This is a genomic window from Phytopseudomonas punonensis (genome assembly GCF_900142655.1).
Lineage (GTDB): Bacteria > Pseudomonadota > Gammaproteobacteria > Pseudomonadales > Pseudomonadaceae > Aquipseudomonas > Aquipseudomonas punonensis.
In genome coordinates this window covers 1013861-1038473 of sequence record NZ_FRBQ01000001.1, presented here as the reverse complement: position 1 = coordinate 1038473, position 24613 = coordinate 1013861, and the positions used below count along the sequence as shown (strand labels likewise).

The following is a 24613-nucleotide window of genomic DNA, read 5'->3' as shown; positions in this document are numbered from 1 at the left end:
AAAGTAGCTGAGAGGCGCAAGTTCGCGGCGCCGGACGGGATTTTTGCCGCCTGGATGGGCGGTTTTGCACCGCCCGTCCGCTTTGCTTCAGGCCAGAAGCTCGCTCAACAGGCCGGCATGGCGCTGATGTTGGGCGGTCTGCAGCAGCTGGTTGGCGCGAAACACCGCCTTCAGGTCGCTGAGTGCATGGCCGAAATCGTCGTTGATCACCAGATAGTCGTATTCGACGTAGTGGCTCATCTCGCTGACGGCGTCGCGCATGCGGCGTTCGATGATCTCGCCGCTGTCCTGGCCGCGATTGGTCAGGCGGTGGCGAAGCGCCTCGCGGGTCGGCGGCAGGATGAAGATCGATTTCGCTTGGGGCATCAACTTGCGCACCTGCTGGGCGCCTTGCCAGTCGATCTCCAGGATCAGGTCGATGCCCTCGGCCAGGGTCTTTTCCAGTGCGCGCTGTGAGGTGCCGTAGAAATTGTCGAATACCTGAGCGTGCTCGAGGAATTCACCCTGCTCAAGCATGGTGGTGAACTGTGCGTGATCCACGAAGTGGTAGTGCACGCCGTCGACTTCACCTGGGCGCATGGCGCGGGTGGTATGCGACACCGACACGCGAATGTGCGGCTCGCTGTCGATCAGCGCGTTCACCAGGCTACTTTTGCCCGCGCCCGAGGGGGCGGAAATGATGTACAGCGTGCCGCTGGTGATGCTCATGGATCTGTCCTGAAAGATTTAATTCGGAAGACGCGCAGCCAATGCCGGGCGTGAATTATTCGATGTTCTGCACCTGCTCGCGCATTTGCTCGATCAGCACTTTAAGGTTGACCGCTGCCTGCGTGCTGCGCGGGTCGAACGCCTTGGAGCCGAGGGTGTTGGCTTCGCGGTTGAGTTCCTGCATCAGAAAATCCAGGCGCCGGCCTGCCGCGCCGCCGGCTTTCAGCACGCGGCGTACTTCGGTGACGTGGGTGCTGAGGCGATCCAGCTCTTCGGCCACATCGCTCTTCTGCGCGAGCATCACCAGTTCCTGCTCCAGGCGCTGTGGGTCGAGTTCGGCCTGCATCTCGCGGCAGCGTTCGAGAATTTTTTGGCGCTGCGCTTCGAGCATCTGTGGCACCAGTTCACGCAGGGCGGCGACTTCGCCGAGCATGCTGTCGAGGCGCTCGTTAAGCAGCTTGGCCAGTTCTGCGCCTTCGCGGCCGCGGCCATTTTTCAGCTCGTCGAGCGCACTGCCGAACAGCTCCAGCGCCGCTTTGTTCAGTGCTTGTGGATCGCTGCTATCGGCCACCAGCACGCCGGGCCAGCCGAGCACTTCCAGGGGGTTCAGCGGCGCGGGTTGCTTGATCAGCGCGGCGACGCCCTCGGCGGCGGCAATCAGTTGGGTGGCGCGCTCGCGATCAACCTGCAGTGGCTTGCCGGTGCTCTCCTCGGTAAAGCGCAGGGTGCATTCCACCTTGCCGCGCGATAAACCCTGGCGCAGCGCCTCGCGAACCGCGCCTTCGAGGTCACGAAAGGCTTCCGGCAAGCGCAGGTGAGGTTCGAGGTAGCGGTGGTTGACCGAGCGCAGCTCCCAGCTCAGGGTGCCGTTGGCACCTGCCTGCTCGGTGCGGGCGAAGGCTGTCATGCTGTGGATCATGCGGCGTACCTCGGTTTGCGATGGGGCAAAGGCGGCGATTGTAGCGCAGTGAAGCGGTGGCTCCCAATCGCGGGGAGGGGGCATCAGACGGGCGCGGTCGCGGCCCGGAGGCAACAGCCCCTATAATGCGCGGCAGATTCTACTTGAGAGCAGGTATTTTGATGAAACGTCCTAGTGGCCGCGCCGCCGATCAGTTGCGTTCGATCCGCATCACCCGCAACTACACCAAGCATGCCGAAGGTTCGGTGCTGGTGGAGTTCGGCGATACCAAGGTGATTTGCACCGTCAGCGTCGAGCAGGGCGTACCGCGCTTTCTGAAAGGCCAGGGGCAGGGCTGGGTGACTGCCGAGTACGGCATGCTGCCGCGCGCCACTGGCGACCGTAACCAGCGTGAAGCCAGCAAAGGCAAGCAGGGCGGCCGTACCCTAGAAATCCAGCGCCTGATCGGCCGCTCCCTGCGCGCCGCGCTGGACATGAGCAAGCTGGGCGAGAACACCCTGTACGTCGATTGCGACGTGATCCAGGCCGACGGCGGTACCCGCACTGCGTCGATCACTGGCGCCATGGTCGCGCTGGTCGATGCCCTGAAAGTGATGAAGAAGCGTGGCGGCCTGAAAGGTGGTGACCCGCTTAAGCAGATGATCGCTGCCGTTTCCGTCGGTATCTACCAGGGCGAGCCGGTGCTCGACCTGGATTACCTGGAAGACTCGGCCGCCGAGACCGACCTCAACGTGGTGATGACCAGCACCGGCGGCTTCATCGAAGTGCAGGGCACCGCCGAAGGCGCACCGTTCCAGCCTGCCGAACTGAATGCCATGCTGGCTCTGGCGCAACAGGGCATGAGCGAGCTGTTCGCTCTGCAGCAAGCCGCATTGGCCGAATGATCGGCCGCTGACCGAGGAGAGCCGTGATGGATGAGCATGACGCTGTAGGCCCCGCCGAGCCCGACAGGGAAGCGCGGCAGTGGGCGATGATCTGTCACTTCGCGGCTGCTCTCGGCTTCGTCTTTCCCTTCGGCAACCTGATCGGCCCGCTGGTGGTTTGGCAGGTCAAGAAGGATCAGCACGGCTTTATCGATGAGCAGGGCAAGGAGGCGCTCAACTTCCAGTTGACCGTGGCCATTGCCGGCATCGTTTGTCTGCTGCTGATGCTGGTATTGATCGGCTTTCTGCTGATGGGCCTGCTGTGCATCGGTACGGTGGTGCTGACCATCATTGGTGGAATCAAGGCAGGCGAGGGCAAGCATTATCGCTATCCGTTCTGCTTGCGATTGATCAAATGATCGTCACCTGATCGATGAAAAAGCCAGCGCAATGCTGGCTTTATTGTTGATATGTAACCAAGTGTTGATTCGTTGTCGGGCGACTTTTAAGCTCTGCTGCGAAATTGGCCCACTGCGCTACAAGGATGTCACATGATCCCCATCAACCCTCTGGCCATGATGCTCGGATCATTGTTCTTGCTGGTCTCGGTGATTTGCGCCGCGGCGTTGGCCGGCTTGATCGTCGCATTGCTCAATCAGCGTGCCAGGCGCTTTATCTTCGCGCGCGGCTGGTGGTTCGGGTTGCTTGGCGTTTTTCTCGCTGCGGGCAGCCTGCCGACCCTCGAATTCGTGCGCTGGCAGTTCAATCATTGGCTCGACCAGCGCGCACTCAATCCGCGTCTTGACTCCGAGCAGGTGCTTGGTGATTTGGTGCTTCCTGCTGGCACGCAGGTACACATCGAGCGCCTGTAGCCGGTCAAGAATCTCAGTGGTGACACCCTGCCGAGCGGCTTGCAGAGCCTGCAGCAAGCGCAATTCGATGGCGAGCCTGCTGTGGTGCATGGCGCCGCGGTGCGCAGCCTTGAACTGAGCGACCTGACCGGCGAAGCGAAGCTGGTCGAGGCGGCGCGGCTGGATGGTTGGCTTTGCTCGGCAGAGGCCGCTGTTACCTTTCGATATCCATCTGGCGAGCGCTTCAACCTCAAGGCGTGGCAGCTGGATAGCTGCACGCTGGCGCCTGGCAGTGAGGTGGCTGGCGTTACCTGGGTGCAACCGATGGCCGTGCACACCGTGGAAAATGGTCGCTGGCAACTGGAGCCTGGCGATGCACCCGTGCGTTTTCAGGGCCTGAACCTGCGCCTATGGAACCTGTGGCTCGATGCTCCCTATGGCGAGCTGCAGGATTGGCAGGGCGAGCTTGTGGAGCCCTTGCTGCTGGGCAGCATGCATTACCCGGCGGGTACTCGGGTTCGCGCGTTTCAGGGCAATCTGCTATTCAGCCCGATTGCCGAGGCTCCCGCGGTCGATCAGCGCGACGGCAAGCCCCTCGAAGCCGACCTGTCGGTGGAGCAGACTGCCGGCGGTGAAGTGCTGGGCACCCACCGCAATGGGGACGTGGGCGTGATCGACTGGCTCAAGATCGCGCCCTGAGCCGGCTCAGCTACGATCTGCCAGCACACCGATCAGGAACATCACCACCAGCAGCACCGGCGCCAGGGTGTAGTTGTTGAAGTGGCCCAGCAACTGGGTCAGCAGCGGCGTCAGGTAGACCAGCGCCAGGCCATAGCCGACCACGCAGACCGCCACGAAGATCAGGGTACGCAGTACGAAGTTGAGGCCGCCGATGCGGCCTTGTATCCAGGCGTTGATCGCCGGCCCGAACAGCACCAGCAGAGTGGCCATCAGGCCCAGGGAAATCTCGCTGAGATGGCCACGGCTCCAGCGTGACACGGTGGCGATCAAGTCCAGCACATAATCCATGGTTGCTCCTCTGGCATGACGATTGAATCCTGCTGCCTCGGATCATCCGGCGCGCCGTTGGTTCGCAGGCTGGTGATTCAAGGCAGGAAATACTGCAGCAGATCATTGAGAAACAGCTGGCCTTCGCGGGTGGCCGCCAGGCGTGTCGGGTCCTCCTGTAGCATGCCGCGTTGCTCGACCTGGGCACGGGCCTTTGCCAGGTGTTCGAGGGGCAGGCCGGTGCGCTGGCTGAACAGCTCGGCGGCGCAACCATCGCTCAGGCGCAGCACGTTGATCAGGAACTCGAACGGCAGCTCGTCGACGGTGAGGGCACGCTCGCCGGCGCTGTATTGCTTGGCGGGGTCGAGGTAATCCTTGGGCAGGCGGGTTTTCCAGGTGCGGCTGATGCGCCCGTCTGGCGTGCTCACCTTGCCGTGGGCACCGGCGCCGATGCCGAGGAAGTCGCCGAAGGTCCAGTAATTCAGGTTGTGCCGCGCCATCCGACCGGGCTGCGCGTACGCCGAGACTTCGTATTGGGCGTAGCCATGCTCGGCGAGCAGCGCCTGGCCGGCTTCCTGGATGTCCCACAGGGTGTCGTCTTCTGGCAGCACCGGCGGCTGGTTCCAGAACACCGTGTTCGGCTCCACCGTCAGCTGATACCAGGACAGATGCGTCGGTGCCTGGGCGATGGCGATACGCAGGTCGCCCAATGCGTCTTCCAGGGACTGATCCGGCAGGCCGTGCATCAGGTCCAGGTTGAAGTTGTCGAAACCGGCGGCGCGGGCCATGTCGGCGGCGCGAATCGCTTCATCACCATCATGAATGCGGCCGAGGGCCTTGAGTTTTTCCGCCTGAAAACTCTGCACACCGATCGACAGCCGGTTGATGCCCAAGCGCCGGTACGCGGCGAACTTCTCCTGCTCGAAGGTGCCCGGGTTGGCTTCCAGGGTGATTTCGATATCGCCCGCGAACGGGATGCGTCGCTCCACGCCTTCCAGCAAGCGGCCAAGAGCCTTGGCGGAAAACAGGCTCGGCGTGCCGCCGCCAAAGAAGATCGAAGTCAGCGGCCGGCCATAAGCCTGCTGCAGGTCGCTGTCGAGGTCGGCGAGCAGCGCATCGACATAGGCTTCTTCCGGCAGGTTGGGGCCGGCGGCGTGAGAGTTGAAGTCGCAGTAAGGGCACTTGCGCACGCACCAGGGAATATGGACGTACAGGGCCAAAGGGGGCAGCTGGAACACGGGCGTCTGATCACGGCAGGGTGGTTGCGGGGCGCTATCGTGGCACGAGTTGTACAAACTGCCAAAGCACGTGGACGAAACGCCCCATTTGGAACCGCTTAGAGCCTGTTCAAAGTCTCGCGAGCTAGAGCAGTGCAAGGCAAAAACAGGCGAGGACGCGGAGTTTACGAGCTGTAAATGAGCAGTCCGAGCCTGTTTTTAACGCCGCAGTGCCGACGCGCAGCAGGCTTTGAACAGGTTCTTACAATCCCAGACGGTGCTTGAGCAACTGCATGGCGATGGCGCGGTGGCTGAGCTGGTTCTTGTCGGCTGGCGACAGTTCGGCGCTGGAACACTGGCGCTCCTCGACCCAGAACAGCGGGTCATAGCCAAAGCCATGCTCGCCGCGTGCTTCGTGCAGGATGCGGCCGTGCCACAGGCCTTCGCAGAGGATCGGCAGTGGATCGTCGGCATGCCGTACCAGGGCCAGGCAGCAGACGAACTGGGCGCCGCGCTCGGCGTCCGGCACATCCTTGAGGGCGGCCAGCAGCTTGGCGTTATTGGCCGCGTCGCCCAGGCCATCGGCATAGCGGGCCGAATAGATGCCCGGCGCACCACCGAGAAAGTCGACTGCCAGGCCGGAGTCGTCGGCCAGCGCCGGCAGGCCGGACAGGCGCGAGGCATTACGGGCCTTGAGGATGGCGTTCTCGACGAATGACAGGCCGGTTTCCTCCGGCTCCACGTGGCTGAATTCACCGACCGAGCGCAGGCGCACGCGGTCGCCGAGCATGGCTTGCAGTTCCTTGAGTTTGCCGGCGTTGTGGCTGGCGAGGACGAGTTCTGGGAAAGGCATCATGGCTCCGGAAAGAGTTCCTGGTTGAAGTCCAGGCGCTGGCCGTTCACCTGCAGGTTGAACAGCAGCACCTCACGGTTTTCGAGGGGAAACTGCGCCAGGTAGGAAACGAATTCGCCTTCGCGCTGTTCGATAAAGGTCAGCGTCTGACCGTGACCCAATACTGTCTTCACTTCACCGCTGACCGTGGCCGAGCTGGACTTGCCGGCGCGCAACACGCTGATGTTCAGCACGCCCTGTTTGCCGCTACGTACCAGGCCGCTGGCCTGAGCGATCTGCGGCTGCAGGTAGCTGGCATTGAAGGCGCTGTAATGCACCTGCAGGTCGCCAAGGCGCTGCATGCGCTCAGCGGCGGCGGCCGACAGGCTCAGACTCAGGGCGATCAGCAGAGTGAAGAGACGCATGAGCCGGCCTAGTTGGCGATGCGCACGTCATGCGCGTTGTGACCGCTGATGCGGTAAATGCCGATTTCGCCAAACAGGTTCGGCCAGGTGCGGCTGGCCCAGCCATAGTGATGCTCGCGGTCTACAGCCAGGCGCTCAAGCACCCGGGCGCTCTGCTGGTGGCACAGGCGCTCGAAGTCCTCGAAGGTGCAGAAGTGGATGTTCGGCGTGTTGTACCAGGTGTAGGGCAGGAAGTCCGACACCGGCATGCGGCCCTTGCTGGCCAGGTACCAGCGGCAGCGCCAGTGGCCGAAGTTGGGGAAGGTGATGATGCAGGTCTTGCCGACGCGCAGCATCTCGGCCAGCACCTTGTCGGGAAAGTGCAGCGCTTGCAGCGACTGGGTCATGACCACCACGTCGAAGCTGTCGCTGGCGAAGTTGCCCAGGCCTTCGTCGAGGTTCTGCTCGATGACGTTGACGCCCTTGCCGATGCACTGGGCGATCTTGTCCGGGTCGATTTCCAGGCCATAACCGCTGACCTGCTTGTTGGCGCTCAGCCAGGCGAGCAGTTCGCCGTCGCCACAGCCCAGGTCGAGGACGTGGCTGCCGGCGGGAATCCATTCCTGGATGATCTCTAGGTCGGCTCGCATGCTTACACCTCGATCCGTTTCATGTAGCTGGCAAAACCCTGCAGGTAGCGGGGGATCGGCATGAGGAAGGCGTCATGGCCTTGCGGCGCATCGATTTCCAGGTAGCAGACGTTCTTGCGGGCGGCGAGCAGGGCGTCGACGATTTCCCGCGAGCGGGCCGGCGAGAAGCGCCAGTCAGTGGTGAACGACATCACGCAGAAATCCGCCTTGGCCTTGGCCAGCGTCTTGGCCAGATCGCCATCGTGCTCGGCGGCCGGGTCGAAGTAGTCCAGCGCCTTGGTCATCAGCAGGTAGGTGTTGGCGTCGAAGCGCCCGGAGAACTCTTCGCCCTGGTAGCGCAGGTAGCTTTCCACCTGGAATTCCACGCTGTGGAAGTCGTAGTTGAGCTTCTCGTTCTTCAGCCCGCGGCCGAATTTCTCGCCCATGGCGTCATCGGACAGGTAGGTGATGTGCCCGACCATGCGCGCCAGCATCAGGCCGCGCTTGGGGATCACGCCCTGATCCTGGAAGTGCCCACCGTGGAATTCCGGGTCGGTGAGAATTGCCTGGCGCGCCACTTCGTTGAAGGCGATGTTTTGCGCCGACAGCTTGGGCGCCGAGGCGATGGCCAGGCAGTGGCGCACGCGGTCTGGGTAACTGATGGTCCACTGCATGGCCTGCATGCCGCCCAGGCTGCCGCCGACCACGGCGGCCCACTGGTGAATGCCCAGCAGGTCAGCCAGGCGCGCCTGGCTGTTGACCCAGTCTTCCACCGTCATCACCGGGAAGTCGGCGCCGAACGGCTTGCCGGTCGCCGGGTTGATATCCGACGGGCCGGTCGAGCCGTTGCAGCCGCCCAGGTTGTTGAGGCTGACGACGAAGAAGCGATTGGTATCCAGCGGCTTGCCGGGGCCGATGCAGCTGTCCCACCAGCCCGGCTTGCGATCATCCACGCTGTGGTAACCCGCCGCGTGATGATGGCCGGACAGCGCGTGGCAGATCAGCACGGCGTTGCTGGCGCTGGCATTGAGCTCGCCGTAGGTTTCGTAGGTCAGCTGGTAATCGGCCAGGCTGCGCCCGCAGGCCAGCGCCAGCGGCTCGGCGAAATGGGCGGTCTGCGGCGTTACCAGGCCAACGGAGTCTTGAGGAAAAACAGTCGACATCGACTCTGCTCGGCTAAGAAAAGGGATGTGGGAAAGTGCAGCAGTCTAAAGAGCGCGCCTGTCAGCGGCAAGAAAAGTGCTTGCGGTGCTCCCAGGCCTGGGGAGCACCGCCGCACTGCAGTGCTACTCCGCGTTGCCGAGCGGGCGCGGCATGCCCTTGAGCGTGACTACCTTGGCCTGGCGCTGAATGGGCGCCGGGCGGCGCATCACGCGCAACATGTCGCCGGCCTGAGCGAGCTGTTGTTTTAGCTCCTCGCCATATTGGGCCAGTTGCTGATGGCGCTGACGGCCGTGCTGGGTGTCCTGAGCCAGCGCCTTGAGGCGCAGCATGTGGCCTTCCAGCAGTTGCTTGTGCTCCAGGGTGTGCTGCATCAACGGCATCAGCGCCTCGTCAGCCCAGCGTTCGGCATCGCGACGCAGGCGGCGGTGGAGGCCGATGACTTCCTGTACCAGGGTGGCGAAGAAGCGCCGGCTGAGGCTGCGCTGCTCGGTCAGTAGGGTCTTGAGGCGCAGACGGAAGCGGTCGCCTTTCTTCTGCAAATGGCGCAGTTCGCGCACATAAGGCGCCAGTTCGAAGCGCGGTGCATCGACTGCCTGCAGCGGGTTTTCCTCGTTATGCCGGCGGTAGATGGCGTCGACCATGCGGTTGGCCATGTCGGCATCGTGGGACAGGCTGTGCAGGTCATCCTCGACGGCGGTGAAGAAGCTCAGGATCGACTGGTTGATGCCCAGCGTAGTCCAGGCGCCGTTGAGCTGGCTGCGCAGCCTGTTGAGGTGTGCTTCGAGCTTCTCCGCCTGGGCTGAGGTCTTCAGGCGTTCGCCCTGGTTGCGCAGCAGGCGCTGGTTGGTTTTCAACGCCACTAGGCGCTTGTGGTGCACGGTGTGGTCGTCCTTGGTACGGCTGGTCAGCTCCATGAGCATCTGGCCGTTGTCCTGACGACGTTCGTCGAGCAGCTCGAGTTGTTCGTTGACCTTGGCCAGGCGCAGGCCGAGCCCATGCTGGCTGTTGTTGAGCATGGCCAGCACCTGGCGCACCACGCGCTCTTCGAGCAGCTGTTCCTTTTGCGCCACGATGCGCTCGCAGAGCAGCGTCTCGAGCTCGGCCATCTGGCTGCGGGCCAGCAGCGCCGGGTCCTTGCGCACTTTGGCGAGCAGCGCCTGTTTGGCCGACAGCGGCAGAATGTCCCGGGCAGCGATGCCTAGGTGTCGGGCCGCCTGCATGCGCACCCGCTCGATGGCATTGGCGACGAAGGTATCGCCGGCCAGGTCGTCCCACAGCACGTCAATCTTGTTCAGCACCGCATACAGGCAGCCCTGGCGCTCATCGTCGAGCGGCTGCACATGTTGCTGCCAGATATCCAGGTCGCTGGCGGTAACGCCCGTATCGGCGGACAGCAGGAAGATCACCGCCTGGGCGCTGGGCAGCATCGACAGGGTCAGCTCCGGCTCGCAGCCCAGGGCGTTGAGGCCCGGCGTGTCGAGAATGCGCAAACCCTGGCGCAGCAACGGGTGATCGAAGTTGACAATGGCGTGACGCCAAGCCGGCACCAGCACGTGGCCGGATTTGTCGGTACTTTCCAGGTTGTCCGGATGAAAGCCCAGGCTGATGGCCTTCTCCACCGGCATGGCCTTGCTGGCGGCGACCTGGGCGAAGGCTTTGGCCATGCTGTCCGGGTCGCTGGTGTCCAGGGTGACATTCATCCAGTGGCGGGGCGTGCGTTTGAACTGCGCCACGCTGGCCTCGGCGATGCGCGTCTCGATCGGCAGCAGGCGGATATACGGCTGCTCGGCGCCTGGGTCGTAGAGAATTTCCGTCGGACACATGGTGGTGCGCCCGGCCTGGGAAGGCAGCAGGCGCTGGCCGTATTCGGAGAAGAACAGGCTGTTGATCAGCTCGGTCTTGCCGCGGGAGAACTCGCCGACGAACGCCAGGGTGATGTGGTCAGTACGCAGCAGGCGCAGTGCCCGCTCCAGGCGCGCCTCGACGCCCTCGCTGCTCAACCGGTTATGGGCCAGCCAACTGCGATAGCGGGTGATCTCGCGAACCAGTTCGCGCTTCCAGGCGACGTAGGCATCGACCTGCTCACTGAGACGTTCCATGCTCATCGGTGGGTTCCCTGACAGGGCATCGGCGTTGATGCGGGCTGCCGAGCATTATGCGAGGGCATAGGGCCACGTCAATGGCGACTGTGTCGCAATGGCACCTGCCGGTCGTTCAGGAAGGGCGAGCGGTCAGGCCCAGTTCGGCCGGCAATATGACGGGTGCCTGAATGCGCACGCGCTTCTGGCGGCTCTGCTGGCCACTTAGCAGGCTGACCTGGCTCTTGGCGACGCCGAAAGCCTCAGCCAGAAAGGCCAGCAGATGCGCATTGGCCTTGCCGTCCACCGGTGGGGCAGTGAGACGAATCTTCAGGCGTTCACCGTGCAGCCCGGCGAAAGCGTCATTGCTCGCCTTGGGCTGCAGGTGGCAGTCGAGGATCAGTGCATCGCCGTCCCATCGGTAAAACGACATCGGCTCAGATCGCCAGGCTCAGGCCGCTGAACATGCCGGTGCTGATCGCCAGGTTGCGAATCACCAGCATGTCGATCAGGTTGAGGATCAGGAACGCCACGATCGGCGACAGGTCGAGGCCGCCCAGGTTGGGCAGGATGCGGCGGATCGGTGCCAGCAACGGCTCGCAGATCTGGCTGACCAGCAAGGCTGCCGGGTTGTGCGAGCCCTGGGCGACCCAGGAAAGGATCACGCTGATGATCAGGGCGAAGAAGAACACCTTGAGCAGCAGGGCAGTGACGCCAATGATCGACCAGACCAGAATCAGCAATGGCTCACCGACGCCCACGCCCATCAGCATCAAGGTCAGCGCCATCAGCACGAACTGGACGATTAGCGCCAGCACCAGAGACGCCAGGTCGAGCCCGCCCAGGCTTGGAATGATCTTGCGCAGTGGTTTGAGCAGCGGGTGGGTGGCGCGCACGATGAACTGGCTGAGCGGATTATAGAAGTCCGCCCGCACCAGTTGCAGGATGAAGCGCAGCAGAACGATCAGCAGGTAAAAGCTGCCGATGGTCTGCAGGATGTAAATGGCAGCGGTGTTCAGACCGATCATTATGTGTCTCCTTATTGACCCAGTTGTTCGGCCAGCTCGGCCGAGCGCTGATCGGCGGCCTTGACGGCCTGCTCGACCAGGGCTTCGAAGCCGCCAGCCTGGAATGTCTTGATGGCCGCTTCGGTGGTGCCGGCCGGAGAGGTGACGCGGCGGCGCAGTTCGGCGGCGTCGACGTCACTGTTCAATGCCATCTGCGCGGCGCCCAGGGCGGTTTGCATCGTCAGCTTGGCGGCGACGTCGCGGGGCAGGCCGAGCTTCTCGCCGCTGGCGGTCATCGCCTCGATCAGCAGGAAGAAGTAGGCCGGGCCGCTGCCGGAGACGGCCGTGACCGCGTCGATCAGTTTTTCCTCGTCCAGCCACACCGCCATGCCGACAGCGCTGAGCAACTGCTCGGCTTGCTGGCGCTGTTCAGCGCTGACCTGTGCATTGGCGTACAGGCCGCTGGCGCCCAGGCGCAGCAGTGACGGGGTATTGGGCATGCAGCGCACGATGGCGCGCTCGCCCAGCCAGTTTTCCAGGCTGGCGCTGGTAATGCCGGCGGCGATGGAGACGATCAGCTGGCCGGCCTGCACATGGGACGCCAGGTCCAGGCACACGTCCTTCATCACCTGCGGCTTGACTGCCAGGACGATCACGTCGGCGTCACGGCAGGCCTCGGCATTGCTGGCCACCACCTCGATACCGTGTTCGTTGGCGATCTTCTCGCGTTGTTCGGCGCCACGGTCGCTGGCGCGGATGGCACCCGCTGGCAGGCCCTGGGCGAGCAGCCCGCCGATCAGGCTGGCAGCCATGTTGCCGGCGCCGATAAAGGCGATGCGGGGAGTGGTCATGGGGAGGTTCCTATCTGGAGAGTCGAGATCGGGCATTCAGGTCTTGCTGTAGTCACGTTCACCAAACAGCGCCGTGCCGATGCGTACCCAGGTCGCGCCCTCGGCGATAGCTGCCTCGAGGTCGTGACTCATGCCCATGGACAGAGTGTCGAGATCGAGGTTCAGGCCGTCCCGCAAAGCGCGCAAACGAGCGAAGGCAGCCCGCTGGGCGGTGACGTCATCGGTGGGCTCGGGAATTGTCATCAATCCGCGCAAACGCAGGTTGGGCAGTTGTGTAACCGCCTGTGCCAGCTCGGCGAGCTCTTCGGGTTGGCAGCCGGATTTGCTGGCTTCGCCGCTGACGTTGACTTGCAGGCAGATGTTCAGCGGCGGCAGCTCGCCCGGACGCTGGGCACTCAGGCGTTCGGCGATCTTCAGGCGATCCACCGAATGTACCCAGGCGAAATGCTCGGCGATGGGGCGGGTCTTGTTGGACTGGATGGGGCCGATGAAATGCCAGGTCAGCGGCAGGTCAGCCAACTGCGTTTGCTTATCCAACGCTTCCTGCAGGTAGTTCTCGCCAAAGTCGTGCAGGCCGGCCGCGTGGGCTTCGCGAATGGCCTCGGCGGGCTTGGTCTTGCTAACGGCAAGCAGGCCAATGGATGAAAAATCTCGCTGCGAGGCTTGCGCCGCCTCACGGATCCGCACACCGACCTTTGCAATATTCTCTGCTATCGTGGACATTACCTGCGCCTGCCGCCTGAGCGTTTCTGCGGGCTTGACGGTGGTCTCCGAAGGGCGTGCTCACGCAGCCACATGGTGATCCCCCCAAGGCCCCTATCCTGAGTTACGCGGCATTCTACCGTCATTAGGGAGTCCCATGGATATCACCGAGCTGCTTGCCTTCAGCGCCAAGCAAGGCGCGTCGGACCTGCACCTTTCAGCAGGCTTGCCGCCGATGATCCGGGTCGACGGCGATGTACGCCGGATCAACCTGCCTGCCCTCGATCACAAGCAGGTGCATGCGCTGATCTACGACATCATGAATGACAAGCAGCGCAAGGATTTCGAAGAGTTCCTCGAGACCGACTTCTCGTTCGAAGTGCCGGGTGTGGCGCGCTTCCGGGTCAACGCCTTCAACCAGAACCGTGGCAGCGGTGCGGTATTCCGGACCATTCCATCGAAAGTGCTGAGCATGGAAGACCTTGGCATGGGCGAGATCTTCAAGAAGATCTCCGACGTGCCGCGCGGGCTGGTGTTGGTGACCGGGCCAACCGGTTCGGGCAAGTCCACCACCCTGGCGGCGATGCTCGACTACATCAATAGCAACAAGTACCACCACATTCTTACCGTCGAAGACCCGATCGAATTCGTTCACGAATCGAAAAAGTGCCTGATCAACCAGCGTGAAGTGCACCGCGACACCCACGGCTTCTCCGAAGCCCTGCGCTCGGCACTGCGTGAAGACCCGGACATCATCCTGGTCGGCGAGATGCGCGACCTGGAAACCATCCGCCTGGCACTGACCGCCGCGGAAACCGGCCACTTGGTATTCGGCACCTTGCACACCACCTCTGCTGCCAAAACTATCGACCGGGTGGTCGACGTCTTCCCGGCCGAAGAGAAGTCCATGGTGCGCTCGATGCTCTCCGAATCGCTGCAGGCGGTAATTTCCCAGACGCTGCTGAAGAAGATTGGCGGCGGCCGTGTGGCCGCCCACGAAATCATGATCGGCACTCCAGCGATCCGCAACCTGATCCGCGAGGACAAAGTCGCGCAGATGTATTCGGCCATCCAGACCGGCGGTGCGCTGGGCATGGAAACTCTGGATGCGTGCCTGAAAAGGCTGGTTTCCAAAGGCCTGGTCAGCCGCGAAAGCGCCCGTGAGAAAGCCAAAACCCCGGAAAACTTCTGAGAATCTATTCACGATCAGCTGCGCGTCGGCGCTACTGCGTTAAAAACAAGCTCGTATCGCTCTAGCTCGCAAGATCGTGAACAGATTCTTGGCCCGGCTGGTGGGAATCCATCCGCCGACAATTGAACATCGCGCCAGCGCATTTAGGTAAGCACCCATGGAATTCGAAAAACTGTTGCGCCTGATGGTCGAGAAGGGCGGTTCCGATCTGTTCATCACCGCTGGCGTGCCACCGTCGATGAAGGTCAACGGCAAGATCATGCCCGTGACCAAGACCCCGCTGTCACCGGAAATGACCCGTGAAACCGTGCATGGCGTGATGAACGAACAGCAGCGTCGGGAATTCGCCGAGAACCACGAGTGCAACTTTGCGATCAGCGCCCGCGGCATTGGTCGTTTTCGGGTCAGCGCTTTCTACCAGCGCAACCTGGCTGGCATGGTTTTGCGTCGCATCGAAACCAACATCCCGACGCTCGATGATCTCAAGCTGCCGGAAATCCTCAAGAAGCTGGCGCTGACCAAGCGCGGCCTGGTGCTGTTCGTCGGCGCGACCGGCACCGGCAAGTCCACCTCGCTAGCGGCGATGATCGGCTACCGCAACAAGAACAGCAGCGGCCACATCATCTCCATCGAAGACCCGATCGAGTACATTCACCAGCACCAGAACTGCATCGTCACCCAGCGGGAAGTGGGCATCGATACCGACTCCTTCGAAGTCGCATTGAAGAACACCCTGCGCCAGGCGCCGGACGTGATTCTGATTGGTGAGGTGCGTACCCGCGAGACCATGGACCACGCCGTGGCCTTCGCCGAAACCGGTCACCTGTGCCTGGCCACTCTGCACGCCAACAACGCCAACCAGGCGCTGGACCGGATCATCAACTTCTTTCCGGCGGATCGGCAGAATCAGGTGTGGATGGACTTGTCGCTGAACCTCAAGGCCATCGTCGCCCAGCAACTGATCCCCACTCCCGACGGTAAGGGCCGCCGTGCGGTGATCGAAGTGCTGATCAACACGCCGCTGGCGGCTGATTTGATCCGCAAGGGCGAGGTGCACGAGCTCAAGGCGTTGATGAAACGCTCCACCGAACAAGGCATGCAGACCTTCGATCAGGCGCTTTACAACCTCTATAGCCAGGGCGAAATCACCTATGAAGATGCCTTGCTTTACGCCGACTCGGCGAACGACCTGCGCCTGATGATCAAGCTCGGCTCGGAAACCGATGGCGAGCACCTGACCAGTGTTTCCCAGGGGCTGTCATTGGAAATCAGCGACGAAGATCAGGGTCGGCGCTTTCGCTGACCTATCTGTCTCCTAGATGGCCGCACAGACAAACCCGCTTCGGCGGGTTTTTATTGCCTGCTGATATCCCATAGCAACCGTAAGCAGTTCACTGCCGTACCGGCAGCACTTTCTCTGCATCCGCGTTGATGCGCTTTCCCGGCTGGATGGCCACTGCCTGGGCCTGGCCATCAGCCTGGGCGCCAGCTCTGGCCTGGCTCATTAACCTGGGAATCAACGGGCCTTCCGGCAGGTTGCGCCAGAAACGCACCGGCATATTGGTTTCCAGTACGCTGCGATTCAGCCGCGCCGGGTTGAAGGTGCTGCCGTAGTAGGCCAGCCACATGGCTTCGTTACAGTCATTGGTGCGTTGTGCCAACTGCTGCCATTCAAGCGGGCAAGGATTGGCGTGATGCAACTTCTCACCATCCCAGTACACACCATCCTCCGGCGTGGCGATCAGCCAAGTCTGCCGGCCAAGGCGCTCGGCGAAGTGCCCAGAGGCACTGGCGAGGATGTCGTGGGCGGGCTCGTACCAGGCTACTAGCTCCGGCCCGCCTGCGATTGCATCTCGCGGTTTGAAGCGCAGAAAGGCATGCAGGTGGTGAGCTTCGCGGCGCACGGCCTTTAGGCGTGCGTGCAGCTCGCTGCCGTCTACATCGCCCGCCAGCATGGCTGCCTGATCGCCGTTGGCGACACGCCAGAGAATGCGGTACAGCAGCGCCCAGCGCTGGGGGCAGCGAAAGCGTGCCGCACTTTCCAATTGGTCGATCAAGGCGCGCGGCACACGCACGGGGCGATCAACTGCCATGGCCGGTTGCGCCTCATCCAACTGGCCGAACAGATCCTGATTTTCCTGGGTGTCCTGCACCCAGCTCAGTTGATGTGGGGCCCGGCCGCGGCGCAACTGGATTCTGGCTGCATCTCGCCAGCCAGCGAAGCTGCCGTCGAAACAGACCGAGTACATCACCACAGCCCCATCTGCTGTGGCGCCTCACTCAATTGCTGGCGCAGTACCAGGGATTCGCGGGTTGCCTGAATCGGGCGGTAGTCCTGGGTGATGATGAACGGCTTGGCTTTCTCCAAGGCGCAACGCAGGCGGCCGACGTCTTCGAAACGGATGCGTTTTTGCCGACGCAGGGCAACCAGGCGCTGGGCGCTGAGTACGCCGATACCTGGAATGCGGGCGATCATGGTGACGTCCGCACGGTTGAGGTCGACGGGAAAGTGCTGGCGGTTGTTCAGCGCCCAGGCCAGTTTGGGATCGATATCCAGCGCCAGGTTGCCAGGGCCATCGAGCAGCTCGGTGGCCTTGAAGCCATAGCCACGCATCAGGAAATCTGCCTGATACAAGCGGTGCTCACGCAACAGCGGCGGCGCCTCGAAGGGCACGGTATTGGGGCTTCCTGGAATCGGGCTGAACGCCGAGTAGTAGACGCGCTTGAGGCGAAAGTCGCCGTACAGCGACTGGGCGGTGTGCAGGATGGTGCTGTCATCGGTGGCATCGGCGCCGACGATCATCTGCGTGCTCTGCCCGGCAGGTGCGAAGGCCGGCGCGCGCTTCTCGCAGTCCGCCTCCTCGACGCCATTGCGAATGGTGCCCATGGCCTGCTTGATCGGCGCCACGCTCTTTTCCGGTGCCAGGCGGATCAGGCTGCTTTCGGTGGGCAGTTCGATATTTACGCTGAGGCGATCAGCGTAACGGCCTGCTTCGGCAATCAGCTCTGGGGAGGCATCGGGAATGGTCTTGAGGTGAATGTAGCCGCGGAACTCGTGCTCTTCGCGCAGCAGCTTGGCGACCCGGTTGAGTTGCTCCATGGTGTAGTCCGCCGAACGGATGATGCCGGAGCTGAGAAACAGCCCACTGATGCAGTTGCGGCGATAGAAATCCAGGGTCAGCGTAACCACTTCTTCCGGTGTGAAGCGCGCACGGGGTACGTCGCTGGAGCGGCGGTTGACGCAATACTGGCAGTCGTACAGACAGAAGTTGGTCAGCAGGATCTTCAGCAGCGCGACGCAGCGGCCATCCGGTGTGAAACTGTGACAGATGCCCATGCCGTCGGTGGCGCCCATACCGCTTTGGCCTTGCGAGCTGCGCTTGGGCGCGCCGCTGCTGGCGCAGGAAACATCGTATTTGGCAGCGTCGGCGAGTACGGTGAGCTTTTCGATCAATTCCATGGCTACGATTCGATAGCTGTATTTATGTACAGTATTCAGTAAGCCCATGGCGCCTGCAAGGTCGTCTCGTCGGCGGTCGAGGAAACCTGTGCTGCTGGCGTTGATCGAATGCCTAGTCCCTTTGTCTGAGCCCCTTTATCTGGAGAATCTGATGCAGCGTCCTGACACTCACAGCAAGATCATCGGTTACCTGCTATGGATTTTCGGTTTCCTGGGAGCGCACCGTTTCTATTACGGCAAGCCGGTCACCGGCACTATCTGGTTTTTCACCCTGGGCTTGTTCTTCATCGGTTGGATCATCGACCTGCTGCTGATCCCGGCGATGGATCGCGAGGCGGACCTGCGCTTTACCGCAGGCAGCACCGATTTCAACGTCGCCTGGATCCTGCTGACATTTCTCGGCGTCTTCGGCGTGCACCGCATGTACCAGGGAAAATGGATCACCGGCATCATCTACCTGTGCACCGGCGGCCTGTTTCTGGTCGGCGTGCTGTACGACTTCTGGACGCTGAACACCCAGGTGTCGATCAAGAATGCGCGTGAGGGGTAAGGTTGCTGGGAGGTGAAGCCAGGCGTCGCTGCCGGTCCTTGTGGGACGTCAGGGGTGCCTGGTTGATGCGGATTATTTCGCGGGCATGGACTAGGCGTCCCCGCCCGCTCCCACATGGGCCGGTGGGTGATCAGCCTTGGAAGCTGATGTGCCCGTCTACCAGGGTGTAACGCACCTGGCCCGGCAGGCAGTGGCCGAGGAACGGGCTGTTGCGGCCCTTCGAGTGCCAGCTTTCGCCCGCCACGGTGGAGGCTTGCGGATCGAACAGCAGGATATCCGCTGCATGACCTGCTTTCAGCTGGCCAGCCGGCAAGCGCAGCGCGCTGGCCGGGCCGCTGCTCAGGCGAGCGAGCAGGGTCGGCAGATCGAGCAGGCCATCCTGCACCAGCGTCATAGCCAGCGGTAACAGCAACTGCACGCTACTCATGCCCGGCTCGGTTTCGCCGAACGGTGCCAGTTTGGCGTCGAGTTCGTGGGGCTGGTGGTGGCTGGAGATGGCGCTGATCACGCCGCTCTTCACCGCTTCACGCAAGCCGTCGCGATCGGCGCCGGTGCGCAGCGGCGGTTGCACGTGGTAGAGGCTGGAGAAGTCGATCAACGCTTCGTCGGTGAGAATCAGCTGGTACAGCGCCACGTCCGCGGTCACCGGCAGGCCGCGGGCCTGTGCATCGGCGATCAGCTGCGCGCCGCGGGCGCTGGTCAGCTGGCTGAAGTGGGCACGCACACCGCTCTGCTCGACCAGCAGCAGATCGCGTGCGAGGGCTACGGTTTCGGCGGTTTCCGGTATACCTGACAAGCCGAGGAAGCTGGCGGTGGCGCCTTCGTGGGCCAGACCGCCTTCGGCAAGGTCATGATCCTGGGAGTGGAAGATCACCGTAAGGTCGAAGGTCGCTGCGTATTCCAAGGCGCGGCGCAGGGTGCGTGCGTTGCGGAAGTTGTTCAGGCCGTTGCCGAACGCCACGCAGCCCGCATCGCGCAGGGCGACCAGTTCGGCAAGCTGCTCGCCGTCGAGCCCTTTGCTCAGGGCGCCGATGGGAAACACCTTGGTATGGCCGGCCTCACGGGCGCGGTCGAGGATCAGCTCGGCGACCGCCGAGGTGTCCAGTACCGGTTTGGTGATCGGCGGGCAGCACAGGCTGGTCACGCCGCCAGCAGCGGCGGCCAGGGTCTCGCTGGCGATATTGCCCTTGCGGCTGTAACCGGGTTCGCGCAGGGCGACGGACAGGTCGACCAGGCCGGGCGCGGCGATCAGGCCGCTGGCATCCAGGGTCTGGTCGGCTGTGAAGCCGGCTGGCGCCTGGCCGATGGCGCTCAGCTTGCTACCATCCACGTAGATGTCCGCGACCTGATCGAGGCCGCTGCTCGGGTCGATGACGCGAGCGCCGAGGATACGGGTACGCATCAGTTTTGCTCCTCAGCATTGAATTGGCGTTGCGCGTTTTGGCCGCTCATGGCCATGGACAGCACAGCCATGCGGATGGCGATGCCGTAGGTGACCTGGTTGAGAATCACCGACTGTGGGCCGTCGGCCACCGCCGATTCGATCTCCACGCCACGGTTGATCGGCCCCGGGTGCATGACCAGCGCATCCGGCTTGGCCAGCTTGAGGCGCTGCTCGGTGAGCCCGAACAGGCGGTAAAACTCACCCTCGCTGGGCAGTAGACCGCCGGTCATGCGCTCGCGCTGCAGGCGCAGCATGATCACCACGTCGACATCCTTGAGGCCTTCGTTGGCGTCGCTGAATAAGCGCACGCCGTAGCTTTGTTCCAGGCCGATGGGCAGCAGGGTCTTTGGCGCGATCACGCGGATGTCCGGGCAGCCGAGGGTTTTCAGCGCCAGCATGTTGGAGCGCGCCACTCGCGAATGCAGGATGTCACCGACGATGGCTACCGAGAGGTTCTCGAAGCTGCCCTTGTGGCGGCGGATGGTCAGCATGTCGAGCATGCCCTGGGTCGGGTGCGCATGGCGGCCGTCACCACCGTTGATGATCGCCAGGTTCGGGCACACGTGCTCGGCGATGAAGTGCGCGGCGCCGGAGGCTGCGTGGCGCACCACGAAGATGTCGGCCGCCATGGCTTCCAGATTGCGCAGGGTATCGAACAGCGTCTCGCCCTTGCTGGTCGAGCTGGTCGACACGTTCAGGCTGATCACGTCCGCCGACAGGCGCTGGGCGGCCAGTTCGAAGGTGGTGCGCGTGCGCGTGGAGTTCTCGAAGAACACGTTGCACACGGTCTTGCCGCGCAGCAGCGGAACCTTTTTCACGGCGCGTGCGCCGACTTCCAGAAAGGAGTCGGCGGTGTCGAGGATTTCCGTCAGCAGCTCACGGGGCAGGCCGTCGAGGGACAGGAAATGGCGCAACTGGCCTTGGTCGTTCAGTTGCAGCGGGCGCTTGGCATCGATTGCGGTCATTGCGGACGGCCTTGGTCGGAAAGCGTCTGGAGTTCGAGAGTGAAGGGCGCGGGGCCGAACAATTTTACCCGCTGATCGGCCGCCAGCGACAGCGTCGCGCCGACCACGTCGGGGCGGATCGGCAGTTCGCGGGCGTCCAGTTCGAGCAGGCTGACCAGGGTCACGCTGGCCGGGCGGCCGTAGTCGAACAGTTCATTCAGGGCGGCGCGGATGGTTCGCCCGCTCATCAGCACATCGTCGATCAGCACCAGGTGCTGGCCTTCGATCTCGAACGGCAGCTCGGAGGGCTGCACCTGCGGGTGTAGGCCGTTCTGGCTGAAGTCGTCGCGGTAGAAGGACACGTCCAGCACGCCCAGTGGCTCGTCGCGGCCCAGTTGTTCGAGCAGCGCCTGAGCGACCCATACGCCGCCGGTGCGAATGCCGATAAAGCGTGGCGCGGCGATCTGCCGACGGTTCAGGTGGCTGATCAGCGAAGATGCCATCTGCGGCAGCAGTTCGGCGGGGTTGGGTAGGCTCATCGATAGCTCCTTGTGGCCGGGTCAGTCCGGGCTGTTTTCTTCCAGCCAGCCTTGCAGCAGCAGGGCGGCGGCCAGGGCGTCGACCGGGCGCTGGCGATAGCCGCCAGTCTGGCCCTGCTGCAGGCGCTCGCCCTTGGCGGCATAAGTGGTCAGGCGTTCGTCGTGGGTGAAGACCGGCAGGTTGAAACGGCCATTCAGGCGGCGGGCGAACTTCTCGGCGCGCTCGCTAATGTCGCTTGGCGTGCCATCCATGTTCAGCGGCAGGCCGACGACGATGGCATCGGGCTGCCATTCCTTGATCAGCGCCTCGACCTTCTGCCAGTCCGGCACGCCGTTCTGCGCCTTGAGAATGCACAGTTCGCGGGCCGAACCGGTAATCGGCTGGCCAACGGCAACGCCAATCTGCTTGCTGCCGTAATCGAAGCCCAGCAGCAGGCGCAGCGGTTTATCGCCAACTTCGGCCATCAGGCGTGCCCCGCCTGAGCAGTGAGCAGGTTGAGGTCGATGCCGAGCACGGCAGCGGCAGCGCCAAGGCGCTGGTCGTAGGGTGTTTCGAAGAGAATCGCCTGATCCGCCGGGCAGGTCAGCCAGGCGTTGTCGGCCAGCTCGGCTTCCAGCTGGCCGGCGCCCCAGCCGGCGTAGCCGAGGGCGATCAGGTGGCTGGCCGGACCGTGGCCTTCGGCGATGGCGAACAACACGTCCTGGGAGGTCGACAGGCTCAGCTCACCTAGGTCTACGGTGGCCTGAAAATGTGGGCCTTTGGGATGCAGCACAAAGCCGCGATCGGTCTGTACCGGGCCGCCGCTGAAGATCGGCAGGCTCTGGCAGAGCACCGACGGGGCACTGTCCGGACGTAGCTGCTCAAGCACATCGGCCAGGTTCAGGCCGTTGGGGCGATTGATCACCAACCCCATGGCGCCCTGATCGTTATGGTTGATCAGGTAGATAACCGTGTGCGCGAAATTCGGATCGTCCATGTGCGGCATGGCGATCAGAAAGTGGTCTTTGAGAATGCTCGGGCTGGCGTCTTTCATGGCCGCTAGTTTGAAGCTGCAAGGCGCAAGCTACAAGCTGCACGTAAGCCTGAATGCGGTGGCTGTGCGCAGCGGGTGCAGAGGCTGCGGTCAGTTACTCGACAGGCGGTCGCCGCGTTCGAAGCGCCAGGTACGGATGATTTCCAGGCGGTCGATGTCGGCCAGGTCGCCAGTGAACGGCGCGTAAGGCGCGGCCAGGCGCACGATGCGCATGGCGGCCTGGTCGAGCACCTGCTCGCCGGAGGACTCCAGCACCATCACTTCGTACAGGCTGCCGTCGCGGTTGATCGACACCAAAAGGCGCAGGCTGCCGTGGATCTGCCGGCGCCGTGCGTCATCCGGGTAGTTGAGGTTGCCGATGCGCTCGACCTTCTTGCGCCACTCGTCCTTGTACCAGGCACCCTTGTCGCGCATGGTCGAGGCCGCATTGAGGCGGTGGATCTTTGGCCGCTTGGCGTATTGCTGAACTTCGTTGGACAGCTCGGCTTCCAGGCTAGCGATCTCGGCGGACAACTGCGCGCTGTCGAAAGACGGCGCCTCCGGGCTCGGCTGTGTCGGCTTGGTTTCTTCGCGTTTGGCCGGTGCCTTTTGCGCCTGGGGTGCGCGGGTGGTCACCGCGGCTTTCGGCGCCTCGGGTTTCACGGCAGGCGGTGGCGGCGCGGCGGCTGGCGTCACCTTGCGTACTTCGGTGTCCTGGAAGGGCGCTTGTTCGGTGGTGGTCGGCGCCGCTTTCTTGTCCAGCGTGCCGCTGCCCTGCTGATTGTCCTGGGCGAGAAAGTCCGCCTCCTTGGGCTTTTCATCGCTCTTGAAGGTGGACAGGGTGATTTCCAGTGTTTTGCTGATCTGCCCTGGCTCGGCGAAGGTGAAACCCACGCCGAGAATCAGCGCTGCGTGCAGCACGGCGGCGAGAAACAGGGTGAACCCCAGACGATCCGCCGGGCGAACGCCGGAGGCAGTGAAATCGGGTGGGGTGTTTGTCGCGCTCATCACTATTTGTCGTCAGGGGCTGTCAACGTTTCGGCACGGTCATGCTGGAACGTCAGCAGACCCTAGGTTGCCGCGCAGTCTGCCGAGGCGATTTGCAAAAGTCTATGAAGCACTCCGCGCATTGAGCTTTTCGGCAATCTTGTCCATCAATTGCTCTCCGATGCGGGTATCGAAGGCTGCGTCGATCTCGCGAATGCAGGTCGGGCTGGTGACGTTGATCTCGGTGAGGCGGTCGCCGATCACATCCAGGCCGACGAACAGCAGGCCCCGCTCGCGCAGGCTCGGGCCTACCGCTGCCGCGATCTCGCGGTCACGCTCGGTGAGCGGGCGGGCTTCGCCGCGGCCACCGGCTGCCAGGTTGCCACGGGTTTCGCCACTAGCCGGAATGCGCGCCAGGCAGTACGGCACCGGTTCACCGTCTATCATCAGAATACGTTTGTCGCCGTCGAGGATGGCGGGCAGATAACGCTGCGCCATGATCTGCTGGCTGCCGTGGGCAGTTAGGGCTTCGAGAATCACCGAAAGGTTCGGATCGCCCTCGCGGTGACGAAAGATCATCGATCCGCCCATTCCATCGAGGGGTTTGAGAATGATGTCACGGTGCTGTCGCGCGAAATCGCGCAGAATGTCGGGTCTGCGGCTGACAATGGTTTCCGGTGTGAACTCCGGAAAGCGCGTGGCGAAGAACTTTTCGTTGCAGTCGCGCAGGCTTTGCGGCCGATTGACTACCAGCGTGCCGGCCTCTTCGGCCTGTTCGAGCAGGTAGGTTGAATAGACGAATTCGTTATCGAAGGGCGGATCCTTGCGCATCAGGATCACATCCAGTTCGGCCAGAGGCATGTCCTGCTCGTCCCCGAACTCGAACCAGTGCTGCGGATCGGCGAACACTTTGAGGGGGCGGGTACGGCCCCGGGCGACACCGGCGGCCTGGTAGAGATCCTTCTGTTCCATATAGAAGAGGTTCCAGCCGCGGGCCTGTGCAGCCAGAAGCATGGCCAGCGAGCTGTCCTTCTTGTAGGCGATCTGTGCGATGGGATCCATGACGATGCCGAGCCGAACGCTCATTGAAGTATCTCCGTAGAGGGCGGTGCAGGGCAGCCGCGAAGGTAGCAGGGGTGGGCGCCAAGGGTGGCGCTGACAAGGCTGATGGTCAAGGGTGATCAGGCTGATGGTTTGCATGTAGAGAGTGTGCTAAAAAGGCCCAGCGATGGGCCGGGCCCATTGATTTCA

At 63.0% G+C, this 24613-nt stretch carries 29 protein-coding genes; 7 read left to right on the top strand and 22 right to left on the bottom strand.

Annotation, left to right across the window (positions count from 1 at the left end; all coding sequences use genetic code 11):
- Window positions 1–87: 87 nt before the first annotated feature.
- Together gmk and BUC40_RS04700 are read right to left on the bottom strand one after the other, a co-directional pair.
- Complete coding sequence (gene gmk, locus BUC40_RS04705) at window positions 88–708, bottom strand: guanylate kinase (RefSeq protein ID WP_073263078.1); 621 nt, start codon at window positions 706–708, stop codon at window positions 88–90.
- 55 nt (window positions 709–763) lie between these two features.
- Window positions 764–1627, bottom strand: a complete 864-nt coding sequence (locus BUC40_RS04700) for a YicC/YloC family endoribonuclease (protein ID WP_073263076.1) — start codon at window positions 1625–1627, stop codon at window positions 764–766.
- A 161-nt stretch (window positions 1628–1788) separates the two neighbouring features.
- On the opposite strand from BUC40_RS04700, the gene rph reads away from it, so the two are divergent.
- From rph to BUC40_RS23090, 4 genes are all read left to right on the top strand, one after another.
- Window positions 1789–2511, top strand: a complete 723-nt coding sequence (gene rph / locus BUC40_RS04695; protein WP_073263074.1) for a ribonuclease PH — start codon at window positions 1789–1791, stop codon at window positions 2509–2511.
- 26 nt (window positions 2512–2537) lie between these two features.
- Window positions 2538–2909, top strand: coding sequence for a DUF4870 domain-containing protein (locus BUC40_RS04690; RefSeq protein ID WP_073263072.1), 372 nt, complete (start codon window positions 2538–2540; stop codon window positions 2907–2909).
- 132 nt (window positions 2910–3041) lie between these two features.
- Window positions 3042–3362 (top strand): hypothetical protein, encoded by a 321-nt coding sequence (locus BUC40_RS23095; RefSeq protein WP_244160600.1) that lies wholly within the window; start codon window positions 3042–3044, stop codon window positions 3360–3362.
- A 39-nt stretch (window positions 3363–3401) separates the two neighbouring features.
- The gene (locus BUC40_RS23090) at window positions 3402–4040 is read left to right on the top strand and encodes a hypothetical protein (RefSeq protein ID WP_244160599.1); all 639 of its coding nucleotides are present in this window, start codon (window positions 3402–3404) and stop codon (window positions 4038–4040) included.
- 6 nt (window positions 4041–4046) lie between these two features.
- Here BUC40_RS23090 and BUC40_RS04680 read toward each other — a convergent pair whose 3' ends face one another.
- The 11 genes from BUC40_RS04680 to BUC40_RS04630 all read right to left on the bottom strand — a co-directional run bounded on the left by BUC40_RS04680 (window position 4047) and on the right by BUC40_RS04630 (window position 13254).
- Window positions 4047–4370 carry a DUF3392 domain-containing protein gene (locus tag BUC40_RS04680; protein ID WP_073263070.1) on the bottom strand — a complete coding sequence of 108 codons (324 nt, stop codon included), beginning with the start codon at window positions 4368–4370 and terminating at the stop codon, window positions 4047–4049.
- 77 nt (window positions 4371–4447) lie between these two features.
- Window positions 4448–5587: a radical SAM family heme chaperone HemW gene (gene hemW, locus BUC40_RS04675; protein ID WP_139272107.1), complete on the bottom strand. Its 1140-nt coding sequence runs from the start codon at window positions 5585–5587 to the stop codon at window positions 4448–4450.
- A gap of 241 nt (window positions 5588–5828) precedes the next feature.
- Complete coding sequence (gene rdgB / locus BUC40_RS04670) at window positions 5829–6422, bottom strand: RdgB/HAM1 family non-canonical purine NTP pyrophosphatase (protein ID WP_073263066.1); 594 nt, start codon at window positions 6420–6422, stop codon at window positions 5829–5831.
- Window positions 6419–6823 (bottom strand): DUF4426 domain-containing protein, encoded by a 405-nt coding sequence (locus tag BUC40_RS04665; RefSeq protein WP_073263064.1) that lies wholly within the window; start codon window positions 6821–6823, stop codon window positions 6419–6421. Before BUC40_RS04665 ends, rdgB begins: the two co-directional genes overlap by 4 nt.
- Window positions 6824–6831: 8 nt before the next feature.
- On the bottom strand, window positions 6832–7452 hold the full coding sequence (gene metW, locus BUC40_RS04660) for a methionine biosynthesis protein MetW (protein WP_073263062.1): 621 nt from the start codon (window positions 7450–7452) through the stop codon (window positions 6832–6834).
- Between the two features lie 2 nt (window positions 7453–7454).
- Window positions 7455–8594, bottom strand: a complete 1140-nt coding sequence (metX, locus tag BUC40_RS04655) for a homoserine O-succinyltransferase MetX (RefSeq protein WP_073263060.1) — start codon at window positions 8592–8594, stop codon at window positions 7455–7457.
- Between the two features lie 123 nt (window positions 8595–8717).
- The gene (locus BUC40_RS04650) at window positions 8718–10700 is read right to left on the bottom strand and encodes a dynamin-like GTPase family protein (RefSeq protein ID WP_073263058.1); all 1983 of its coding nucleotides are present in this window, start codon (window positions 10698–10700) and stop codon (window positions 8718–8720) included.
- 109 nt (window positions 10701–10809) lie between these two features.
- Window positions 10810–11106, bottom strand: coding sequence for a DUF167 domain-containing protein (locus tag BUC40_RS04645; protein ID WP_073263056.1), 297 nt, complete (start codon window positions 11104–11106; stop codon window positions 10810–10812).
- Between the two features lie 4 nt (window positions 11107–11110).
- Window positions 11111–11701, bottom strand: a complete 591-nt coding sequence (locus tag BUC40_RS04640) for a YggT family protein (RefSeq protein ID WP_073263054.1) — start codon at window positions 11699–11701, stop codon at window positions 11111–11113.
- 11 nt (window positions 11702–11712) lie between these two features.
- Complete coding sequence (gene proC, locus BUC40_RS04635; protein WP_073263052.1) at window positions 11713–12531, bottom strand: pyrroline-5-carboxylate reductase; 819 nt, start codon at window positions 12529–12531, stop codon at window positions 11713–11715.
- Window positions 12532–12567: 36 nt separating this feature from the next.
- A complete protein-coding gene (locus BUC40_RS04630; protein WP_073263050.1) occupies window positions 12568–13254 on the bottom strand; it encodes a YggS family pyridoxal phosphate-dependent enzyme in 687 nt (228 codons plus the stop codon).
- Window positions 13255–13390: 136 nt separating this feature from the next.
- Here BUC40_RS04630 and BUC40_RS04625 point away from each other — a divergent pair, with 136 nt between their 5' ends.
- Complete coding sequence (locus BUC40_RS04625) at window positions 13391–14425, top strand: type IV pilus twitching motility protein PilT (protein WP_070885862.1); 1035 nt, start codon at window positions 13391–13393, stop codon at window positions 14423–14425.
- Between the two features lie 157 nt (window positions 14426–14582).
- A complete protein-coding gene (locus BUC40_RS04620) occupies window positions 14583–15728 on the top strand; it encodes a PilT/PilU family type 4a pilus ATPase (RefSeq protein WP_073263048.1) in 1146 nt (381 codons plus the stop codon).
- An 88-nt stretch (window positions 15729–15816) separates the two neighbouring features.
- On the opposite strand, the gene BUC40_RS04615 is transcribed toward BUC40_RS04620, so the two are convergent.
- Window positions 15817–16674 (bottom strand): TIGR03915 family putative DNA repair protein, encoded by an 858-nt coding sequence (locus tag BUC40_RS04615; protein ID WP_073263046.1) that lies wholly within the window; start codon window positions 16672–16674, stop codon window positions 15817–15819.
- The gene (locus tag BUC40_RS04610; RefSeq protein ID WP_073263044.1) at window positions 16674–17885 is read right to left on the bottom strand and encodes a putative DNA modification/repair radical SAM protein; all 1212 of its coding nucleotides are present in this window, start codon (window positions 17883–17885) and stop codon (window positions 16674–16676) included. The genes BUC40_RS04615 and BUC40_RS04610 overlap by 1 nt, the downstream gene beginning before the upstream one ends.
- 151 nt (window positions 17886–18036) lie before the next feature.
- On the opposite strand from BUC40_RS04610, the gene BUC40_RS04605 reads away from it, so the two are divergent.
- Entirely contained in the window at window positions 18037–18435 is a 399-nt protein-coding gene (locus BUC40_RS04605; RefSeq protein ID WP_073263042.1) for an NINE protein, read from the top strand.
- Between the two features lie 130 nt (window positions 18436–18565).
- On the opposite strand, the gene BUC40_RS04600 is transcribed toward BUC40_RS04605, so the two are convergent.
- The 7 genes from BUC40_RS04600 to gshB form a co-directional block, all read right to left on the bottom strand.
- A complete protein-coding gene (locus BUC40_RS04600) occupies window positions 18566–19837 on the bottom strand; it encodes a dihydroorotase (protein ID WP_073263040.1) in 1272 nt (423 codons plus the stop codon).
- The gene (locus tag BUC40_RS04595) at window positions 19837–20844 is read right to left on the bottom strand and encodes an aspartate carbamoyltransferase catalytic subunit (protein WP_073263038.1); all 1008 of its coding nucleotides are present in this window, start codon (window positions 20842–20844) and stop codon (window positions 19837–19839) included. The genes BUC40_RS04600 and BUC40_RS04595 overlap by 1 nt, the downstream gene beginning before the upstream one ends.
- Window positions 20841–21362, bottom strand: coding sequence for a bifunctional pyr operon transcriptional regulator/uracil phosphoribosyltransferase PyrR (pyrR, locus tag BUC40_RS04590; RefSeq protein WP_073263036.1), 522 nt, complete (start codon window positions 21360–21362; stop codon window positions 20841–20843). The genes BUC40_RS04595 and pyrR overlap by 4 nt, the downstream gene beginning before the upstream one ends.
- Window positions 21363–21383: 21 nt before the next feature.
- Window positions 21384–21827, bottom strand: a complete 444-nt coding sequence (gene ruvX / locus BUC40_RS04585) for a Holliday junction resolvase RuvX (protein ID WP_073263034.1) — start codon at window positions 21825–21827, stop codon at window positions 21384–21386.
- Complete coding sequence (locus tag BUC40_RS04580; RefSeq protein ID WP_073263032.1) at window positions 21827–22396, bottom strand: YqgE/AlgH family protein; 570 nt, start codon at window positions 22394–22396, stop codon at window positions 21827–21829. The genes ruvX and BUC40_RS04580 overlap by 1 nt, the downstream gene beginning before the upstream one ends.
- Window positions 22397–22486: 90 nt before the next feature.
- Window positions 22487–23383 (bottom strand): energy transducer TonB, encoded by an 897-nt coding sequence (locus tag BUC40_RS04575; RefSeq protein ID WP_073263030.1) that lies wholly within the window; start codon window positions 23381–23383, stop codon window positions 22487–22489.
- 102 nt (window positions 23384–23485) lie between these two features.
- Entirely contained in the window at window positions 23486–24448 is a 963-nt protein-coding gene (gene gshB / locus BUC40_RS04570) for a glutathione synthase (protein ID WP_073263028.1), read from the bottom strand.
- Between the last annotated feature and the right edge of the window lie 165 nt (window positions 24449–24613).

What these genes read in the sequence shown, in the direction of transcription:
- gmk (WP_073263078.1), bottom strand. Translation starts at nt 708, where the DNA reads ATGAGCATCACCAGCGGCACGCTGTACATCATTTCCGCCCCCTCGGGC.
- BUC40_RS04700 (WP_073263076.1), bottom strand. Translation starts at nt 1,627, where the DNA reads ATGATCCACAGCATGACAGCCTTCGCCCGCACCGAGCAGGCAGGTGCC.
- rph (WP_073263074.1), top strand. Translation starts at nt 1,789, where the DNA reads ATGAAACGTCCTAGTGGCCGCGCCGCCGATCAGTTGCGTTCGATCCGC.
- BUC40_RS04690 (WP_073263072.1), top strand. Translation starts at nt 2,538, where the DNA reads ATGGATGAGCATGACGCTGTAGGCCCCGCCGAGCCCGACAGGGAAGCG.
- BUC40_RS23095 (WP_244160600.1), top strand. Translation starts at nt 3,042, where the DNA reads ATGATCCCCATCAACCCTCTGGCCATGATGCTCGGATCATTGTTCTTG.
- BUC40_RS04680 (WP_073263070.1), bottom strand. Translation starts at nt 4,370, where the DNA reads ATGGATTATGTGCTGGACTTGATCGCCACCGTGTCACGCTGGAGCCGT.
- rdgB (WP_073263066.1), bottom strand. Translation starts at nt 6,422, where the DNA reads ATGATGCCTTTCCCAGAACTCGTCCTCGCCAGCCACAACGCCGGCAAA.
- BUC40_RS04665 (WP_073263064.1), bottom strand. Translation starts at nt 6,823, where the DNA reads ATGCGTCTCTTCACTCTGCTGATCGCCCTGAGTCTGAGCCTGTCGGCC.
- metW (WP_073263062.1), bottom strand. Translation starts at nt 7,452, where the DNA reads ATGCGAGCCGACCTAGAGATCATCCAGGAATGGATTCCCGCCGGCAGC.
- metX (WP_073263060.1), bottom strand. Translation starts at nt 8,594, where the DNA reads ATGTCGACTGTTTTTCCTCAAGACTCCGTTGGCCTGGTAACGCCGCAG.
- BUC40_RS04650 (WP_073263058.1), bottom strand. Translation starts at nt 10,700, where the DNA reads ATGAGCATGGAACGTCTCAGTGAGCAGGTCGATGCCTACGTCGCCTGG.
- BUC40_RS04645 (WP_073263056.1), bottom strand. Translation starts at nt 11,106, where the DNA reads ATGTCGTTTTACCGATGGGACGGCGATGCACTGATCCTCGACTGCCAC.
- BUC40_RS04640 (WP_073263054.1), bottom strand. Translation starts at nt 11,701, where the DNA reads ATGATCGGTCTGAACACCGCTGCCATTTACATCCTGCAGACCATCGGC.
- proC (WP_073263052.1), bottom strand. Translation starts at nt 12,531, where the DNA reads ATGACCACTCCCCGCATCGCCTTTATCGGCGCCGGCAACATGGCTGCC.
- BUC40_RS04630 (WP_073263050.1), bottom strand. Translation starts at nt 13,254, where the DNA reads ATGTCCACGATAGCAGAGAATATTGCAAAGGTCGGTGTGCGGATCCGT.
- BUC40_RS04625 (WP_070885862.1), top strand. Translation starts at nt 13,391, where the DNA reads ATGGATATCACCGAGCTGCTTGCCTTCAGCGCCAAGCAAGGCGCGTCG.
- BUC40_RS04620 (WP_073263048.1), top strand. Translation starts at nt 14,583, where the DNA reads ATGGAATTCGAAAAACTGTTGCGCCTGATGGTCGAGAAGGGCGGTTCC.
- BUC40_RS04615 (WP_073263046.1), bottom strand. Translation starts at nt 16,674, where the DNA reads ATGTACTCGGTCTGTTTCGACGGCAGCTTCGCTGGCTGGCGAGATGCA.
- BUC40_RS04610 (WP_073263044.1), bottom strand. Translation starts at nt 17,885, where the DNA reads ATGGAATTGATCGAAAAGCTCACCGTACTCGCCGACGCTGCCAAATAC.
- BUC40_RS04605 (WP_073263042.1), top strand. Translation starts at nt 18,037, where the DNA reads ATGCAGCGTCCTGACACTCACAGCAAGATCATCGGTTACCTGCTATGG.
- BUC40_RS04600 (WP_073263040.1), bottom strand. Translation starts at nt 19,837, where the DNA reads ATGCGTACCCGTATCCTCGGCGCTCGCGTCATCGACCCGAGCAGCGGC.
- BUC40_RS04595 (WP_073263038.1), bottom strand. Translation starts at nt 20,844, where the DNA reads ATGACCGCAATCGATGCCAAGCGCCCGCTGCAACTGAACGACCAAGGC.
- pyrR (WP_073263036.1), bottom strand. Translation starts at nt 21,362, where the DNA reads ATGAGCCTACCCAACCCCGCCGAACTGCTGCCGCAGATGGCATCTTCG.
- ruvX (WP_073263034.1), bottom strand. Translation starts at nt 21,827, where the DNA reads ATGGCCGAAGTTGGCGATAAACCGCTGCGCCTGCTGCTGGGCTTCGAT.
- BUC40_RS04580 (WP_073263032.1), bottom strand. Translation starts at nt 22,396, where the DNA reads ATGAAAGACGCCAGCCCGAGCATTCTCAAAGACCACTTTCTGATCGCC.
- BUC40_RS04575 (WP_073263030.1), bottom strand. Translation starts at nt 23,383, where the DNA reads ATGAGCGCGACAAACACCCCACCCGATTTCACTGCCTCCGGCGTTCGC.
- gshB (WP_073263028.1), bottom strand. Translation starts at nt 24,448, where the DNA reads ATGAGCGTTCGGCTCGGCATCGTCATGGATCCCATCGCACAGATCGCC.